Source organism: Leifsonia lichenia, from assembly GCF_054780215.1.
Window position 1 is genome coordinate 585095 of the sequence record NZ_BAAGWT010000002.1, and the last position, 16651, is coordinate 601745.

Annotated in this window: 21 protein-coding genes; 7 read left to right on the plus strand and 14 right to left on the minus strand. The window is 67.5% G+C overall.

The window, feature by feature from the left end; translation table 11 throughout:
- Nucleotides 1–74 precede the first annotated feature (74 nt).
- Nucleotides 75–761 (plus strand): exonuclease domain-containing protein, encoded by a 687-nt coding sequence (locus ACYVGI_RS07305; protein WP_460631972.1) that lies wholly within the window; start codon nucleotides 75–77, stop codon nucleotides 759–761.
- A 61-nt stretch (nucleotides 762–822) separates the two neighbouring features.
- The gene (locus ACYVGI_RS07310; protein ID WP_460631973.1) at nucleotides 823–1143 is read left to right on the plus strand and encodes a DUF4190 domain-containing protein; all 321 of its coding nucleotides are present in this window, start codon (nucleotides 823–825) and stop codon (nucleotides 1141–1143) included.
- 112 nt (nucleotides 1144–1255) lie between these two features.
- Here the strand turns inward: ACYVGI_RS07310 and ACYVGI_RS07315 are convergent, their stop codons facing one another.
- From ACYVGI_RS07315 to glgA, 3 genes are all read right to left on the minus strand, one after another.
- On the minus strand, nucleotides 1256–1507 hold the full coding sequence (locus tag ACYVGI_RS07315) for a type B 50S ribosomal protein L31 (protein WP_055893950.1): 252 nt from the start codon (nucleotides 1505–1507) through the stop codon (nucleotides 1256–1258).
- Nucleotides 1508–1612: 105 nt separating this feature from the next.
- Nucleotides 1613–2410 carry an ABC transporter ATP-binding protein gene (locus tag ACYVGI_RS07320; protein WP_460631974.1) on the minus strand — a complete coding sequence of 266 codons (798 nt, stop codon included), beginning with the start codon at nucleotides 2408–2410 and terminating at the stop codon, nucleotides 1613–1615.
- 22 nt (nucleotides 2411–2432) lie between these two features.
- On the minus strand, nucleotides 2433–3617 hold the full coding sequence (gene glgA, locus ACYVGI_RS07325) for a glycogen synthase (protein WP_460631975.1): 1185 nt from the start codon (nucleotides 3615–3617) through the stop codon (nucleotides 2433–2435).
- Between the two features lie 46 nt (nucleotides 3618–3663).
- On the opposite strand from glgA, the gene glgC reads away from it, so the two are divergent.
- Nucleotides 3664–4905: a glucose-1-phosphate adenylyltransferase gene (glgC, locus tag ACYVGI_RS07330; RefSeq protein WP_460631976.1), complete on the plus strand. Its 1242-nt coding sequence runs from the start codon at nucleotides 3664–3666 to the stop codon at nucleotides 4903–4905.
- Nucleotides 4902–5591 carry a phosphoserine phosphatase SerB gene (gene serB / locus ACYVGI_RS07335; protein WP_460631977.1) on the plus strand — a complete coding sequence of 230 codons (690 nt, stop codon included), beginning with the start codon at nucleotides 4902–4904 and terminating at the stop codon, nucleotides 5589–5591. The genes glgC and serB overlap by 4 nt, the downstream gene beginning before the upstream one ends.
- On the opposite strand, the gene ACYVGI_RS07340 is transcribed toward serB, so the two are convergent.
- The 5 genes from ACYVGI_RS07340 to fabG form a co-directional block, all read right to left on the minus strand.
- Nucleotides 5497–6135, minus strand: coding sequence for a S24/S26 family peptidase (locus ACYVGI_RS07340; RefSeq protein ID WP_460631978.1), 639 nt, complete (start codon nucleotides 6133–6135; stop codon nucleotides 5497–5499). The genes serB and ACYVGI_RS07340 overlap by 95 nt on opposite strands.
- On the minus strand, nucleotides 6126–7298 hold the full coding sequence (locus tag ACYVGI_RS07345) for an RCC1 domain-containing protein (RefSeq protein WP_460631979.1): 1173 nt from the start codon (nucleotides 7296–7298) through the stop codon (nucleotides 6126–6128). The genes ACYVGI_RS07340 and ACYVGI_RS07345 overlap by 10 nt, the downstream gene beginning before the upstream one ends.
- On the minus strand, nucleotides 7295–7837 hold the full coding sequence (locus tag ACYVGI_RS07350) for a hypothetical protein (RefSeq protein ID WP_460631980.1): 543 nt from the start codon (nucleotides 7835–7837) through the stop codon (nucleotides 7295–7297). Before ACYVGI_RS07350 ends, ACYVGI_RS07345 begins: the two co-directional genes overlap by 4 nt.
- Before the next feature lie 43 nt (nucleotides 7838–7880).
- Nucleotides 7881–8444, minus strand: coding sequence for a TasA family protein (locus ACYVGI_RS07355; protein ID WP_460631981.1), 564 nt, complete (start codon nucleotides 8442–8444; stop codon nucleotides 7881–7883).
- 157 nt (nucleotides 8445–8601) lie between these two features.
- Nucleotides 8602–9312: a 3-oxoacyl-ACP reductase FabG gene (gene fabG, locus ACYVGI_RS07360; RefSeq protein ID WP_460631982.1), complete on the minus strand. Its 711-nt coding sequence runs from the start codon at nucleotides 9310–9312 to the stop codon at nucleotides 8602–8604.
- 60 nt (nucleotides 9313–9372) lie between these two features.
- On the opposite strand from fabG, the gene ACYVGI_RS07365 reads away from it, so the two are divergent.
- From ACYVGI_RS07365 to ACYVGI_RS07375, 3 genes are read left to right on the plus strand one after another with little or no spacing between them, the layout of a single operon-like run.
- A complete protein-coding gene (locus ACYVGI_RS07365) occupies nucleotides 9373–9684 on the plus strand; it encodes a DUF3099 domain-containing protein (protein WP_082581325.1) in 312 nt (103 codons plus the stop codon).
- Complete coding sequence (locus tag ACYVGI_RS07370; protein WP_460631983.1) at nucleotides 9681–9914, plus strand: hypothetical protein; 234 nt, start codon at nucleotides 9681–9683, stop codon at nucleotides 9912–9914. The genes ACYVGI_RS07365 and ACYVGI_RS07370 overlap by 4 nt, the downstream gene beginning before the upstream one ends.
- Nucleotides 9911–10807, plus strand: a complete 897-nt coding sequence (locus ACYVGI_RS07375) for an SURF1 family cytochrome oxidase biogenesis protein (RefSeq protein WP_460631984.1) — start codon at nucleotides 9911–9913, stop codon at nucleotides 10805–10807. The genes ACYVGI_RS07370 and ACYVGI_RS07375 overlap by 4 nt, the downstream gene beginning before the upstream one ends.
- Here the strand turns inward: ACYVGI_RS07375 and ACYVGI_RS07380 are convergent.
- The 6 genes from ACYVGI_RS07380 to sufB all read right to left on the minus strand — a co-directional run bounded on the left by ACYVGI_RS07380 (nucleotide 10804) and on the right by sufB (nucleotide 16569).
- Nucleotides 10804–12402 (minus strand): ABC-F family ATP-binding cassette domain-containing protein, encoded by a 1599-nt coding sequence (locus ACYVGI_RS07380; protein ID WP_055893972.1) that lies wholly within the window; start codon nucleotides 12400–12402, stop codon nucleotides 10804–10806. The two genes, ACYVGI_RS07375 and ACYVGI_RS07380, sit on opposite strands and share 4 nt — an antisense overlap.
- 100 nt (nucleotides 12403–12502) lie before the next feature.
- Nucleotides 12503–12832 (minus strand): metal-sulfur cluster assembly factor, encoded by a 330-nt coding sequence (locus tag ACYVGI_RS07385; protein ID WP_460631985.1) that lies wholly within the window; start codon nucleotides 12830–12832, stop codon nucleotides 12503–12505.
- Between the two features lie 9 nt (nucleotides 12833–12841).
- On the minus strand, nucleotides 12842–13636 hold the full coding sequence (gene sufC, locus ACYVGI_RS07390; protein WP_055893976.1) for a Fe-S cluster assembly ATPase SufC: 795 nt from the start codon (nucleotides 13634–13636) through the stop codon (nucleotides 12842–12844).
- Nucleotides 13637–13639: 3 nt separating this feature from the next.
- Complete coding sequence (locus ACYVGI_RS07395; protein ID WP_402850037.1) at nucleotides 13640–13963, minus strand: non-heme iron oxygenase ferredoxin subunit; 324 nt, start codon at nucleotides 13961–13963, stop codon at nucleotides 13640–13642.
- The gene (sufD, locus tag ACYVGI_RS07400; RefSeq protein ID WP_460631986.1) at nucleotides 13963–15150 is read right to left on the minus strand and encodes a Fe-S cluster assembly protein SufD; all 1188 of its coding nucleotides are present in this window, start codon (nucleotides 15148–15150) and stop codon (nucleotides 13963–13965) included. Before sufD ends, ACYVGI_RS07395 begins: the two co-directional genes overlap by 1 nt.
- Nucleotides 15151–16569: a Fe-S cluster assembly protein SufB gene (gene sufB, locus ACYVGI_RS07405; protein ID WP_460631987.1), complete on the minus strand. Its 1419-nt coding sequence runs from the start codon at nucleotides 16567–16569 to the stop codon at nucleotides 15151–15153. It abuts the gene before it with no gap.
- Nucleotides 16570–16651: the final 82 nt, after the last annotated feature.

Sequence of the window (16651 nt, forward strand, 5' to 3'; positions counted from 1 at the left end):
GGAGCCAGCAGGGCGCATCCACGGTTCGCCGTGTCGGTCCCCGGGCTGACGGTGGTCGCTCATACGCTGATTTCATGAGTGAGTGGCATCAGGAATTGGGCGTCTTCGATCTGGAGACCACCGGCATCGATGTGGAGTCGGCGCGCATCGTCACGGCGCACGTCGGCCTCCTCGACCACAGCGGCACCATTGTGCAGCGCCAGGACTGGCTCGTCGACCCCGGCGTCGAGATCCCCGCGGGTGCGACAGCGGTGCACGGCATCACCACCGAGCACGCGCGCACCAACGGGATGCACGCCGCGGCGGCGACCGCTCAGATCGTGGAGGCGCTGCGCGACCTGTTCAGCCGCGGCATCCCCGTGGTGGCGTACAACGCGCCGTACGACTTCACACTGCTCGACCGTGAGGCGCGCCGTCACGGCGTCGCTCCGCTCGTCTCCCCCGGCCCCATCGTCGACCCTCTGGTGATCGACAAGGCCGTGGACAAGTACCGCAGGGGCAAGCGCACACTCGAGGTCACGGCCACCTATTACGGCGTGGACCTCACCGACGCGCACGATGCGGGCGCAGACGCCATCGCGGCCGGCCGGGTGGCGCAGGCGCTCGCCAGGGTGCACACCGAAGCCCTCGCTTTCGAGGCCGCGGAACTTCACCGGATGCAGGTGGACTGGTGCCGCGAGCAGGCGGCCGACTTCCAGGAGTACATGCGCCGCGTCCGCGACCCGCACTTCACGACGTCGGGCGCGTGGCCGCTGCGCTGAGCTCCACGGCGTGTATTCCTGTCGGTTGGCTTAGAATCTGCTGACCGGTAACATCACGGGTATGAGCGATTCAGACCTCAACCCACAGCCCCTTCCGCCCCAGCAGCAGCCGCAGTACCAGCAGCCGTACCAAGGCACCCCTGCCGCGCGCGGCTACAACACGATGGCCATCGTGGCCTTCATCCTGGCGTTCTTCGTGAACATCGTCGGCATCATCCTGGGCTTCGTCGCCCTCTCCCAGATCAAGAAGACCGGCGAGCAGGGCCGCGGCCTCGCGATCGCCGCCGTCATCATCGGCTTCGCGGAGATCGTGATCGGCATCATCTTCACGATCGCGATCGTCGCGATCATCGCCGCCAACCCGTCCACGTACACGTACTGATCCTGATCCGCGTTGGCGCCGCCAGCGAGCGGCGCCAACGACGAAGGCCCCGACCAGAACGGTCGGGGCCTTTATCGTGGCGCTGACGAGTCAGCGCAGAAGGTCAGCGGTCTTACTTGCCGAAGTTCTTGTAGCGCGAGTTGAACTTCTCGACACGACCGGCCGAGTCCATGATGCGCTGCTTGCCCGTGTAGAACGGGTGCGACTCCGAGGAGATTTCGACGTCGATCACCGGGTAGACGGTGCCGTCTTCCCACTCGATCGTCTTCTCGCTCGTCACGGTCGAGCGCGTGAGGAACGTCGCACCCGAGGCCAGGTCGCGGAAAACCACCGGAGCGTAGTCGGGGTGGATGTCAGTCTTCATCAGGACTTCCTTGTTGCGTAGTGATTTGTCGGTCGTGCCCGTGCGTGGAAGCACAGGGCGGAAAGTATGTCGGCTGGTGGGCCAGCTATCGAGTTTAGCAGATGTTCAGTCGGCGGTGCCGCGACGCGCCCGGACGGCGTAGCGGCCGTCCTGCTCGGTGAGGTCCACCTCCACGCCGAACGTCTCACTGAGGCGCTCCGCGGTGATGACCTCGTCGAGGGTGCCCTGGGCGGCGACGGCGCCGTTCGCGAGCAGCAGGGCCCGGTTGAAGCCGAGCGGGATCTCCTCCACGTGGTGGGTGACCATGACGATGGCGGGCGAGTTGGCGTCGCTGGCGTAACCGCCGAGGAGCTGCAGCAGCTCCTCGCGTCCGCCGAGGTCGAGACTCGCGGCGGGCTCGTCAAGCAGCAGGATCTCCGGGTCCGTCATCACCGAGCGGGCGATCTGGACGCGCTTCTGCTCGCCGTCGCTCAGGCTGCCGAAGGTGCGCTCCGCGAGGTGGTCGAGGTTCCACTCGCCGAGCACGCGGCGGGCGCGACGCTCGTCGATCTCCTCGTACTCCTCGTTCCAGCGCCCGGTGACCGCATACGCCGCCGTCATGACGACGTCCAGCACGGTCTCGGTGCGCGGGATGCGCCTGGCGAGCGCGCTCGACGCGAAGCCGAGCCGCGGACGCAGCTCGGACAGGTCGCTGTGCCCGATCGGCTCGCCGAGCACTTCCGCCTCACCCGAGGTGGGGTGCAGCGCGGCGGCGGCGATCTGCAGGAGCGTGGTCTTGCCCGCGCCGTTCGGCCCGAGGACGACCCAGCGTTCGTCGGGCTCCACCGTCCAGTTCACCGAGTCGAGAACCGTATTCCCGTCGCGGACAACGGACACATCGTGAAGCTGGAGAACGCTGGACATACCCTCTAGCCTAGCGGCGACGTCAGGCGGTGACGGACCGGTAGAGCTCCCGTGTCTGCTCCGCGATCGACTCCCAGCTGAACGCCGTCTCCGCCCGCAGCCGGCCGGCGCTGCCCATCAGCGCCGCGCGCTCCTGGTCGCCGGCCACCTCGGTCAGGGCCGCCGCAAGATCGGCGACAAACGCATCCGGGTCCGTGGGAGTTCCCGTGCCGTCCGTCGCCTGGGCGATGGGCACGAGCCTGCCGGTGACGCCGTCCACGATCACCTCGGGGATGCCCCCTGTCGCTGTCCCGACGACGGGCAGCCCGCAGGCCATCGCCTCCAGGTTCACGATCCCGAGCGGTTCGTAGATCGACGGGCAGACGAAGACAGTGGATGCGGTCAGCGCCACGCGCAGTTCCTCCTGGGAGAGCAGCCGATCGATCCACACCACGCCGTCTCGCTCCTCCTGGAGCTGTTCGACGCCGCGCGTCACCTCCGCCATGATCTCCGGCGTGTCCGGAGCCCCAGCGCACAGGATGACCTGAACCTCCTTCGGCAGCAGCCTGGCCGCGCGCAGCAGGTACGGCAGGCCCTTCTGCCTGGTGATCCTGCCGACGAAGATGACCGCGGGGCGGTCGGGGTCGATGCCGAGGGCGCGCGCACGCTCCCGGTCGTCGAGCGGTCGCCAGCGTTCCAGGTCGATGCCGTTGTAGATCACAGTCACCCGCTCGGGGTCGAGCGCGGGGTACGCGGCCAGGATGTCCCTGCGCATCCCCTCGCTCACCGCGATGACGCGGTCCGCGCCCTCGAACGCCGTCTTCTCCGCCCAGCTCGACACGCGGTAGCCGCCTCCGAGCTGTTCGGCCTTCCACGGCCGCAACGGCTCCAGGCTGTGCGCCGTGACGACGTGCGGGATGCCGTGCAGCAGTTTCGCGATGTGACCTGCGCCGTTCGCGTACCAGGTGTGCGAGTGCACGAGGTCGGCTCCCCCGCAGTCCTGCGCCATCTGCAAGTCCACGCCGAGCGTGCTGATCGCGGCATTCGCCCCGGCGAGTTCATGCGGCACGCGGTATGCGTGCACGTCGGCCTCCGTGCGCGGCTCGCCGAAACAGCGCACCTGCACCTCGGTGTCCGTGCGCAGAGCGCGCACCAGTTCGGTCACGTGGACACCGGCTCCGCCATAGATGTCCGGCGGGTATTCCCGGGTCAGAAGATCAACGCGCATGTCGTGAACGCTAGTACAGGTCGCATGTTGCCTCTACTGTGGTGGCATGGCAGGCAAGAAGATCTTCGGCATTGTTCTCGCGGGTGGCGAAGGGAAGCGGTTGATGCCGTTGACGGCCGACCGCGCGAAGCCAGCCGTTCCGTTCGGCGGACAGTACCGTCTCATCGACTTCGCGCTCTCGAACCTCATCAATTCGCAGTTGCGCCAGATCGTCGTGCTCACGCAGTACAAGTCGCACAGCCTCGACCGTCACGTCTCGCAGACCTGGCGCCTCGACGGGATGCTCAACTCGTACATCGCGTCCGTTCCTGCGCAGCAGCGCCTCGGCAAGCGCTGGTTCAGCGGATCGGCCGACGCCATCCTGCAGAGCCTCAACCTGCTGCGCGACGAGAAGCCGGACATCGTGGTCGTGGTCGGAGCCGACCACGTCTACCGGATGGACTTCGGTCAGATGATCGAGGCGCACATCGCCTCCGGCGCTCCGGCCACCGTCGCCGCGATCCGCCAGCCGATCGGACTCGCCGACCAGTTCGGCGTGATCGAGGTCGACCCGGCGCGGGCCGACCGCATCAGCGCGTTCAGGGAGAAGCCGAGCGACCCGATCGGGCTGCCGGACTCGCCGGACGAAGTGCTCGCATCCATGGGCAACTACGTCTTCGACGCCGACGCCCTGATCGACGCTGTCGTGCGCGACGGCGACCGGCCAGACTCCAACCACGACATGGGCGGCGACATCATTCCCGACTTCGTGTCCCGCGATGAGGCGGCCGTCTACGACTTCAACCGCAACGACGTGCCAGGCTCGACCGACCGCGACCGCTACTACTGGCGGGACGTCGGAACGATCGACTCGTTCTTCGAGGCCCACCAAGACCTCATCTCCGCCCTCCCGGTGTTCAACCTGTACAACCGCGAGTGGCCGATCTTCAGCCAGGTGCTGAACTCTCCCCCGGCGAAGATCGTCCGCGACGGCCGCGGAGCGCTCGGCACCACCATCGACTCGATCGTGTCGCTCGGCTCTGTGATCTCCGGCGCCCACCTCGAGCGCAGCGTCCTCGGACCGTGGGCGAAGGTCGACTCCGGCGCCAAGGTCGTCGACTCCGTCGTGTTCGAGCGCGCGGTGATCGGCGCGAACGCGTTCGTCGGGCGCGCGATCCTGGACAAGGACGTCGTGGTCGCCGAGGGCGCATCCATCGGCGTCGACCCCGAGCGCGACCGCGCGCGCGGATTCACCGTCACCGACTCCGGTCTCACCGTGGTCGGCAAGGGAGTGCACGTCGTTCCATGACCGGCAGTGACAACCGAACAGCATCCCGTTCCACCACGCCACGGCGCACGCCGCGCTTCCTCGTCGTCCTCGACGCGGACTCGACCCTCATCCACGACGAGGTGATCGAGCTGCTGGCAGAGGAGGCAGGCGCACGCCAGGAGGTCGCTGAGGTCACCGAGCGCGCGATGCGCGGGGAACTCGACTTCGAGCAGAGTCTGCGCGAGCGGGTGAAGACGCTCGCCGGGCTCCCGTCGTCCGTGTTCTCGCGGGTCGGTGAGCGCATCACGGTCACCGACGGCGTGCCGGAGCTGATCGCCGGCGTCCACGCTGCCGGCGGCGTCGTCGGGGTGGTCTCCGGGGGCTTCCACGAGACGCTCGACCCGCTCGGCGAACGTCTCGGGCTCGACCACTGGCGCGCCAACCGGCTCGAGGTCGTCGACGGGGTGCTCACCGGAGCCGTGACAGGCGGGGTCGTCGATGCGGAGGCCAAGGCGGCTGCGCTGCGTGCGTGGGCGGAGCAGGCGGGCATCCCGCTGGCTCAGACGGTCGCGATCGGCGATGGCGCGAACGACCTGCGGATGATGGCGGTCGCCGGTCTCGCTGTCGCGTTCAACGCCAAGCCGAGGGTGCGCGCGGAGGCCGACGTCGTGATCGACCGCCAGGATCTGTCGCAGGTGCTCCCCCTCCTGGGGTTGCGCGGCTGATCGCGGCGGCGCCCTCGGCAGCGTCCACCCTGGCGTTCCTCGCCGCACGGTGCTTGGCCCGCCTGGTCGGCACCGCGATGAGCACCAGCAGCGCGAGCGTCCCGACCAGCAGCCACGGGCTGCGCAGGTCCGCCATCGTCGCGCCGACGCCCGGCGCCGACCAGACCAGGCGTGCGGCCCCGTTCGTCACGTCGTACGGCGTTGCGTCGTCGGCGTGGTTGGCGTCGCCGCGCATCCGCACCAGCCGGAGGTCGCCGTGGCGCTCCGTGGCCACCACCCGGTGCGTCACCAGTCTGCCGTCGCCCGCTCTCGGCGCACTCAGCACGTCACCGACCCGGATGTTCGCGGCGGACACCGGCACCGTCAGCGCGAGCGACCCGGCGGGGATGCCCGGTGCCATCGACCCCGTCTGGAAGATGATCGGGCGTACCCCGGTCAGGAACGCGACCGCGCCGGCCGCCAGGCAGAGCAGGCCGACGTTGGCCGCCGCATTGAGCGTGATCCGGGCTGCCCTGCCGAGTGGACGAGCTGTCGTCACGGCCACCGGCGGATCGCGATCGGTGAACTGAAGGTGTTTCTGTCCGCCGTGTCGTCGGTGCCGAGCTGACCGGAGGAGTTCGACCCCGCGGCCGAGAACGAGCCGTCCGTCCCGATGAGCAGAGTGTGCGCGTTTCCTTCCGCGACGTCCGCGACGCCTGCACTGTCCGGCAGGGGAACGGGCGTCGGCGCCGATCGGTTCGCCGTATCCCCGACGCCGAGCTGGCCCGAACTGTTCAGTCCCCAGCCATAGAGCACGTGGTCGTCGCCCCAGGCGAAGTACGAGCTCGGCCCCGACTGCGGCATACTCGCGTCGGCGTGGCGGATGGCGACGCCGGCAAGCGCGGTGTTCTGTGTGAACGCGTACGTGCCGTCGCCGCTGTACAGCCGTCCGTCGGCCGTCCAGGCGAATACGAACGCGTCGCCCGCGTTGATGCCGTCGATCGAGGAGTCGCTCGGGAGGCCGCTGAACGTCACGCCGTTCGTCGCGTTGAAGAACGAGCCCCAGCCCAGGATCTGCGTGCCGCCGTCGACCAGCGCCGTGCCGAAATGCCGGCCGGCGGATGCGCTGACGACGGAGCGGCCTGCCACACCCTGCGCGGTCACCTGTCCGGGCGTGAGAACGACTCCCGAACCCGTCCGGCCGAGCCTTCCTCCGCCGTTGTTGCCCCAGGAGAACAGGCGCCCGTCCGCCGTCCAGGCGAGGAAGTAGAACCCGCCGGAGGAGACGCCGACGACGCCTTGTCCAGACAGTTGCGTGACGATCCCGGGAACGACCCCGCTTGGCGCATAGTCGCTGTTGCCCCAGGTGTATACGTCCCCGGCGTCCGTGAGCGCGATCGAACCGTCGACGCCAGCAGATGCGGACGCAACAGCGGCCCCGCCTGGCATCCACACCCTGGTCGGCTCGTCACGGTTCACCGTGTCGCCGAGACCGAGCTGCCCGAGGGCATTGGCGCCCCAGGAGAACAGCCGGCCGTCCGTCGTCCAGCCCAGGGAGAAGTCGACTCCCGCGTCGACTCCCGCGAACACCAGCCTGGTGGGCGCGGTCGCCGCGAGCGTCGTCTCCACCCGGCCAGCGTCGACGAACCCGGCCGACGACGCGGGAATCCCCGCAACGATCACCAGTCCCGCGACAGCGAGCAGGTGGATGCGCAGCGGCGCTCTCATACGCCCGCCTTTCGTCTGTCGCTTCGTCGGATGGCCGCCCGCACCGCGACGCCGAGCACCAGGAGGACGACCGCGAGCAGCACGACTCCGGTCGCGTCGATGCCGGTGTGCGGCAGCCGCGGCGCCGTATCGGCGACGACAGGCGGACGAGACACGGCGCTGCCGTCGCACTCGGCGGGAGCCAACTGGGTGGCTGTGAAGAAGAGCGTCGCTGTGCCGGTCTGAGACTGGTACTCGTTACCGGCCTCGACGGGAAAGTCGGCCAGGACGTGCACGGTCGCTGTGGCGTTCGCCGCCAGAGACTCGGCGACGCCAGGACAGCTCCCGCTTGCAGCGTCCGTCGTCACCTCGAATGAGACGACGAGGGGATGCGCACCCTCGAATAGCGTGCCGTCGCGCGTCACGTGACTGCTCAGCTCGACCGGGTACGGCGCCGTGTTGGTCACCGTCACCGTCCTGTCGACCGAGTCGCCAGGCTGCAGATCGCTGAACGTCAGGCCCGGCGGGTCTGAGATCAGCGACGAGCGCTGGACGGACATGTCTGGCTGCATCGTGCATCCCCTCGTCGTTGCATCTCGTCCGCTACGCCTGCGTAGCCGAGAAGGGGAACACCACCGAAATGCTCTGCCCCGCGACGTCGACAGTCGCCGCCGGGTCGAGCGTGACCTCGAGGTGCAGGGTGCGGCCGTTGGCCGAGCCACCCGACGAGATGTCGAGTGCAGAGAACGCCGCGGCGGTCAGCGGGCCGCTGTAGAGCGTCACAGGGGATGCAGGCACGGTGGCGTCGGTGATGACGATGGAGAGGCTGTCCTCCAGCGCTGCGGCCGGTGTGCCGGCGTCGTTCGTGATCTGCGGGGCGGCGAGGACGACGTCGGCGTCGATCGTTCCCGAGTTGAACACCTGCAAGTCGCGGTCGACCGTGTCGCCCGGCGCGAGGTTGTCGAAGCCGGCGCTGAAGTCGACCAGGTAGTTGGTGGGATTGCCGTCCTGGTCGTCGTCGAACTTCAGGTCGAGCGAGCCCGCAGTGAACTGGGTCTCCACGTTGCCCGAGTCCGTGAACGCCGCGAGCGTCATGCCGACCGCTGCGGTCAGGACGATGCCCATGGCTGCCAGGATCTTGACCTTGGGCGTGAGGGTCTTGGCCATTGTTGCCACCTCCAGATAGAGCGCTTTCGCGCTGCACGGGATGCGGTGGAGCCAGCAAAACGTTCGCCGTCCGCATCCCGGTTGGCGCAAACCTATCGGGATAATGACGTGTGCACTACTTACATTGACATTTGGATATCACAATATTGAAACTCGATTAGTGCCCCATTCCGAGGCCGCCGTCGACCGGGATGACGGCGCCCGAGATGTACCCGGCGTCCTCCCCCGCGACCCACGCCACGACCTTCGCCACCTCGTTCGCCGTGGCGAACCGTGCAGCGGGGATGTTGCGCTTGTACTCGGCCTGCTGCGTCTCCGGCAGCGCTGCGGTCATGTCGGTCTCGATGAAGCCGGGAGACACCACGTTCGCCGTGATGCCGCGCGCTCCGAGCTCGCGGGTGATCGAGCGGGCCATGCCGACCAGCCCGGCCTTCGACGCCGCGTAGTTGACCTGGCCGGCGCTGCCGTAGAGGCCGACCACGCTGGAGATGAAGACGATGCGGCCGAAACGCGCCTTGAGCATCCCCTTGGATGCACGCTTCACGACGCGGAACGACCCGCCGAGGTTCGTGTCGACCACCGTGTCGAAGTCCTCGTCCGTCATGCGCATCAGCAGGGTGTCGCGGGTGATGCCCGCGTTCGCGACGACGACCTCGACCGGGCCGAGCTTCTCCTCGATCTCGGCGAAGGCCGCATCCACGGCGGCGGAGTCCGTGACATCGGCGCGCACGGTGAGCGCCCCCTCCGGCCCATCGCCGGAGCGCGCCGTCACGGCGACCCTGTGCCCCTGAGCCAGGAACTCCTCGGCGATGGCGTAGCCGATTCCGCGGTTTCCTCCGGTGACGAGCACGGTGCGCTGGGTAGTCATGCATTTTCCTTTCAATAGAAACGATCACCAGTTTATGGACGTAGTCTTGAACCAACGCACATGAAGCAGCCACACCAGTCGATCACGAATCTTCCGCTCTCACCCGACGAAGAGCGACGACACCGAATGATCAAGTATTCGGTCGCCATGGGAATCCGTGTGCTCTGCATCTTCGCGATCCTGTTCGTGCCGGGGTGGTGGGCGATCATCCCGCTCATCGGCGCCATCTTCCTTCCGTACTTCGCCGTCGTCGTCGCGAACGTCTCCACCGACCCGCGTCGAGCGGAAGTTCAGCGTCCGGGGAATATCCTTCCCATGACCCCTCCGCCACCGGCGGGACCCCGCGACGACACGAAGGACACGGACGAGTGATCGGCTTCGGTGAACCGGAACCTCTGACCTGCTCGCGAGCGAACTGTCACGAACAGGCGTCCTGGCGCATCGAGTGGCGCAACCCGAAGATCCACACGGAGGACCGCGTGAAAGTCTGGCTCGCCTGCGACGAGCACGTCGACTTCCTGAGAGAGTTCTTGGGCGCCCGGGACTTCCCGCTGAGCGTGCACCCCGTGGTGCCGCCGGTCTCCGAGCGGACGACGGCGTGAGCGGCGGCGCAGGCAACGACTCCGGTGACGGCACCGGCACGGAGCGCGGAAGCTGGCGGTTCGCGTTCTCGCGTCGCTGGCTGGGCTACCTGGCGTTCGCCGTCGCGTTCGCGATCGCCTGCGGCTGCCTGTCCGCGTGGCAGCTCGCCCGCAGCAAGGAGGCTGCTGCGGCGAACGCGCTCATCTCCAACAACTTCTACTCGAAGCCCGTCCCCCTCACCGACGAGCTCGCCGACCTCACGGCGTACAAGCCCGGCCAGGAATGGACGCGCGTGCAGGTCACCGGCACCTACGAGAAAGACCAGGAACTGCTGGTGCGCAACCGGCCGTTCAACGGCAGCCCGGGCTTCGAAGTGCTCACCCCGTTGCGCACGGCGGACGGCGCGCTGTTCATCGTCGACCGCGGCTGGGTGCCGACAGGCAACACCACGGATGCGCCGGACCACGTTCCCGCCGCGCCGTCCGGCACGGTCACGGTCGTCGCCCGCTTGAAGGCCAGCGAGCCGTCCATTCCCGGCCGCACGGCGGTCGGCCGCCAGGTCGGCACCATCCAGCTCTCCGTCGTGAAGTCGAAACTCGACACGGACGAGGTGTACACCGGCGCATACGGCCTGCTCGACTCGCAGAAGCCGTCTCCCGCCTCCACGCCGACACCCACCGTCACCGACCCTCCCACCCAGGATGAGGGGCTTCACTGGTCGTACATGATCCAGTGGATCATCTTCGCCCTGATCGGGTTCTTCGGCCTCGGCTATGCGCTGCTCACCGAGTACCGCAAGCGCAACGAGCACACCCCGGAAGAGCAGGCCAAGGCCGCTGAGCGCCGGAGGAAACGCGCGCTGAAGCGCACGGACTCCGACGTGGAAGACGAGCTGATCGACGCCGTGCGCTAGGCCAGCGAGATCAATTCCAGGTAGTCCTTGTTCCAGTGGTCCTCGACGCCGTCCGGCAGGATGAGGACGCGTTCCGGGTTCAGCGCCTCCACAGCGCCCTCGTCGTGGCTGACCAGCACGACGGCGCCCTCGTAGTGCGCCAGCGCATCCAGGATCTCCTCGCGGCTCGCGGGGTCGAGGTTGTTGGTCGGCTCGTCGAGCAGCAGCACATTCGCGCCGGAGACGACGATCATCGCCAGGGCGAGACGCGTCTTCTCTCCACCGGACAGGACGCCCGCCGGCTTGTGCGAGTCGTCGCCGGTGAACAGGAACGACCCGAGCACGCGGCGCGCCTCGGTCTCCGCCAGGTTCGGTGACGCCGACATCATGTTCTGCAGCACCGAGCGTTCGACGTCGATCGTCTCGTGCTCCTGCGCGTAGTAGCCGATGCGGAGGCCGTGGCCGGGTTCCACCTGGCCGGTGTCGGGCTTGTCGACCCCGGCGAGCATCCGCAGCAGGGTGGTCTTGCCCGCGCCGTTCAGGCCGAGGACGACCACCTTCGAGCCGCGGTCGATCGCGAGGTCGACAGCGGTGAAGATCTCCAGCGAGCCGTAACTCTTCGACAGGTCGCTCGCCTGCAGCGGCGTGCGACCGCACGGTGCGGGGGTCGGGAAGCGCAGCTTGGCGACGCGGTCGACGGCGCGCACGTCCTCGAGACCGGCCAGCAGCTTCTCCGCGCGGGCCACCATCTGGTGAGCCGCGGCAGCCTTGCTCGCCTTGGCGCCGAACTTGGCCGCCTGCAGTTGCAGCACGCCCGCCTTCTTCTCCGCGTTGGCGCGCTCCTTCTTGCGGCGCTCCTCGTCGGCGGCGCGCTGGCGCTGGTAGTGCTTCCAGCCCATGTTATAGATGTCGATGACCTGGCGGTTCGCATCCAGGTAGAAGACGCGGTTGACGGTCTCCCCCACCAGTTCCACGTCGTGCGAGATCACGATGAAGCCGCCGGTGTAGTTCTTGAGGAACTCGCGCAGCCAGATCACCGAGTCGGCGTCGAGGTGGTTGGTCGGCTCGTCGAGGATCATCGTGCGCGCGTCGGAGAACAGGATGCGCGCAAGCTCGATGCGGCGGCGCTGACCACCCGAGAGGGTCTTCAACGGCTGGTCCAGGATGCGGTCTGGCAGGTTCAAGTTGCTCGCGATCGACGCGGCCTCCGCCTCCGCCGCGTAGCCGCCCAGCATGTGGAAGCGCTCCTCCAGCGTGCCGTACTTCTTCATCGCGGCGGCGGACACCTTCTCGTCCGTGCTCGCCATGTCGACGGTGGCCTGCTGCATCCCGAGCACGATAGACCCAAGGCCACGTGCATCCAGGATGCGGGTGCGCGCCAGGTCTTCCAGGTTGCCGGAGCGCGGGTCCTGCGGCAGATAGCCGAGTTCCTCCGTGCGGTCCACCTTGCCGCCGTTCGGCAGCAGATCGCCGGCCAGCACCTTCGTGAGGGTGGTCTTCCCCGCTCCGTTTCGGCCGACGAGACCGATCTTGTCGCCGGGCGCGACACGGAAGCTCACGTTCTCCATGAGCAACCGGGCTCCGACTCGGAGCTCGAGGTCTTGCACGGCAAGCACAGTCAATCCATTCTGTTCACACGAGTGGTCCCGAATCGCCGTACGAGCCGAAGCTCACGCGGCAATTCGGGACCACTCTCTTGGTGTTTGGGGGGTGTCGCTAGATGGCGAAGCCGAGCGCGCGCATCATGTCGCGCCCGTCGTCGGTGATCCGATCAGGACCCCACGGCGGCATCCACACCCAGTTGATGCGGAACGCCTCCACGATGCCGTCCAGGCTTTCAGCCGTCTGCTCCTCGAGCACGTCGGTGAGCGGGCAGCCTGCGCTCGTCAGCGTCATCGAGATGATGAGCGCGTTGTTCTCGTCGTCCCAGGCCAGGTCGTAGATGAGGCCGAGGTCGACGACGTTGATCCCGAGTTCGGGGTCCATGACGTTCTTGAGCGCCTCTTCGACCTGGTCGAAGAGCGCGGGGCTCAGCGTGGCGGGCATACCGGAAGCCTACGCCTCTGTCAGCTCTGCGGCGTCGGCCTTGGCCGGCTCCGGAGCGTCCACGAAACGGTCGTAGCCCTCTTCCTCGAGCCGGTCGGCCAGCTCTGGGCCGCCCTGCTCTGCCACGCGGCCGGCGACGAAGACGTGCACGAAGTCCGGCTTGATGTACCGCAGGATGCGCGTGTAGTGCGTGATGAGCAGGATGCCGAGCCCGGTGTTCTCCTTGGCGCGGTTGACGCCCTCGGAGACGACCTTCAGCGCGTCGACGTCGAGACCGGAGTCGGTCTCGTCGAGCACGGCGAACTTGGGCTTGAGGAGCTCGAGCTGGAGGATCTCGTTGCGCTTCTTCTCGCCACCGGAGAAGCCCTCGTTGACGTTGCGTTCTGCGAAGGACGAGTCCATTCGAAGCTTGCCCATCGACTCGCGCACGTCCTTGACCCAGGAGCGGATCGACGGCGCCTCGCCGTCGATGGCGGTCTTGGCGGTGCGGAGGAAGTTGGTGTTGGTCACACCGGGGATCTCCACCGGGTACTGCATCGCGAGGAACAGGCCGGCGCGGGCGCGCTCGTCGACGGTCATCGCGAGGACGTCCTCGCCGTCGAGCGTGATGGTTCCGCCGGTGACGGTGTACTTCGGGTGCCCGGCGATCGTGTACGCGAGGGTGGACTTGCCCGAGCCGTTCGGGCCCATGATCGCGTGGATCTCGCCCTCGCGGATGGTCAGGTCGACGCCGTTCAGGATGGGCTTGACGCCCTGTTCCGTCTCGACGGTGACGTGCAGGTCGCGGATCTCAAGGACTGACATGGACTAAATCTCTTTCGTTGCGTTCGGGTCGATGTAGACGTCACCGTCGATGAGCTCGACCTGGTAGACGGGGACCGGCTCGTACGCCGGTAGGTTCATGGGCTTGCCGGTGAGGAGGGAGAACTGCGATCCGTGCGCCCAGCACTCGAGCGTCTCGCCCTCGACGAAACCCTCCGACAGCGAGATCTCGCCGTGCGTGCAGGTGTCGCCGATGGCGTGGATGGCTCCCGCCGAGTCTTTGACCACGGCGATCGGGGTGCCTTCGACGACGACGCGGGTGGCCTGGTCGACCACCAGCTCGTCGGCGGAGCAGACGCGCGTGCCCATCAGCTCCCCACCGTGACGACGGACTCGAGCTCAGCCTCGATGGCCGCGTGCAGACGCTCCTGCAGTGCGGGAGAGCCGATCTGCTGCACGATCTCCGCGAGGAACCCGCGGACGACCAGTCGACGGGCCTCGTCCTCGGTGATCCCGCGGGACTGCAGGTAGAAGAGCTGCTCGTCGTCGAAGCGGCCTGTCGCGCTCGCGTGGCCGGCCCCGACGATGTCGCCGGTCTCGATCTCCAGGTTCGGCACGGAGTCTGCGCGTGCGCCGTCCGTGAGCACCAGGTTGCGGTTCTGCTCGTAGGTGTCCGTGCCGACGGCCTTCGGGCCGATCAGCACGTCGCCGATCCACACCGTGCGTGCGCCGGCGCCCTGCAGAGCGCCCTTGTACGTGACACGGCTGCGGGTGGAGGGAGCGTCGTGGAAGACGTACACCTGCTGCTCGAGGTGCTGTCCTGCATCAGCGAAATACGCTCCGAAGAGCTCCGCGTCCGCGCGCTCGCCCGCGAGGTGCGCCGACGGGTTGAGGCGGACCACACTGCCGCCGAGCGTGACGGCGACGTGCTTGAGCAGCGCATCCTTGCCGATGCTCGCGAAGTGGGTGGCGACATGGAGTGCGTCGTCGTCCCACTCCTGCACGGTCACGACCGTGAGGTGCGCTCCCTCACCGAGGATGAACTCGACGTTCTCGGCGAGGTGAGCCGCTCCGCTGTTCTGCAGGATGAGGGTGGCACGGCTGTTCGGCGCCGCCACGACGACGGTGTGCGCCGCCCGAGGGCCGCTGCCGAGCGCGGAGCGGGTGAGGGTGAACTCCTTGTCGTCGTCTCCGGTGACGGAGATGACGAGCGCCTGCTGGAACGCCGTCCAGGCGTTCGCGGACGCCCGGTCCTCCGGCGTGCCGGCACTGCCGATGCGCGCGTCGTCGCGGCCGACCCATTCGGTGCTGACACCGGATGCGACGGTCGCGTCGAACACGTACGGCGCGCCGTCCAACTCGCCGGAGATGAGTTCGGCGAGACGGGCGACCGGCGTGTACTTCCAGACGGCCTCGCGGCCGGTGACGTCCGGGAATTCGGAGACGACAGTAGATGTGAAACGGTCCGAGCGGGTCTGAACGGGCACAGCGCTGCGCATGTGCTTCGGCGCTGCCGTTCCCTCGGTTTCGATGGTCTTCGGGGTGGCGGTGGTCATTTAGCCGACAGAGCCTTCCATGCCCATCTCGATGAGCTTGTTGAGTTCGAGTGCGTATTCCATCGGGAGCTCCCTGGCGATGGGCTCGATGAAGCCGCGCACGATCATCGCCATGGCTTCGTCCTCAGGGAGACCGCGGGACATCAGGTAGAACAACTGCTCCTCGCTCACGCGCGAGACGGTCGCCTCGTGCCCGAGCTGCACGTCGTCGACACGGATGTCGATCGCCGGGTACGTGTCGGAGCGCGAGATGGAGTCGACGAGCAGAGCGTCGCAGCGCACGGTGTTCGCGGCGTGGTGCGCGTTCGCATCCACTCGCACCTCACCGCGGTAGCCTGCGCGGCCACCGCCGCGGGCGATCGACTTCGAGACGATCGACGACTGGGTGTACGGCGCCATGTGGATCATCTTGGCGCCGGCGTCCTGGTGCTGACCGGGGCCTGCGAAGGCGACCGACAGGGTCTCGCCCTTGGCGTGCTCCCCCATCAGGTAGATCGACGGGTACTTCATCGTGACCTTGGAGCCGATGTTGCCGTCGATCCACTCCATGGTCGCGCCCTCGGCGGCCGTCGCACGCTTCGTGACGAGGTTGTAGACGTTGTTCGACCAGTTCTGGATGGTCGTGTAGCGCACACGGGCATTCTTCTTGACGATGATCTCGACCACGGCGGAGTGCAGCGAGTCCGACTTGTAGATCGGAGCCGTGCATCCCTCGATGTAGTGCACGTAGCTGTCCTCGTCGGCGATGATCAGCGTGCGCTCGAACTGCCCCATGTTCTCCGTGTTGATGCGGAAGTAGGCCTGCAGCGGAATCTCGACGTGCACGCCCTTCGGGACGTAGACGAACGAGCCGCCGGACCACACCGCGGTGTTCAGCGCCGCGAACTTGTTGTCGCCGGCGGGGATCACCGTGCCGAAGTACTCCTGGAAGATCTCCGGGTGCTGCTTGAGCGCGGTGTCGGTGTCGAGGAAGATGACGCCCTGCTGCTCCAGGTCCTCGCGGATCTGGTGGTATACGACCTCCGACTCGTACTGAGCCGCGACGCCGGCGACGAGGCGCTGACGTTCCGCCTCGGGGATGCCGAGCTTCTCGTAGGTGTTGCGGATGTCCTCCGGCAGGTCTTCCCAGGTCTGGGCCTGCTTCTCGGTGGACCGCACGAAGTACTTGATGTTGTCGAAGTCGATCTCGGAGAGATCGGCGCCCCAGGTGGGCATCGGCTTGCGCTCGAAGAGCTGCAGAGCCTTGAGGCGGCGCTCGCGCATCCAGTCCGGCTCGTTCTTGAGCGCGGAGATATCGGTCACCACCTCAGGCGAGATCCCTCGGCGCGCGGACTGCCCCGCAGCGTCGGAGTCCGCCCAGCCGAACTCGTATTGCCCAAGGCTCTCGAGTTCGGGGCGGTCGATCAGGATGTCTGACATATCTACCTCGTTTCCTTCCACTCGTAACCGGCTATCATTCCGGCTCATTCCCTCGGACAGGTCGAATACACGACCTGCACGA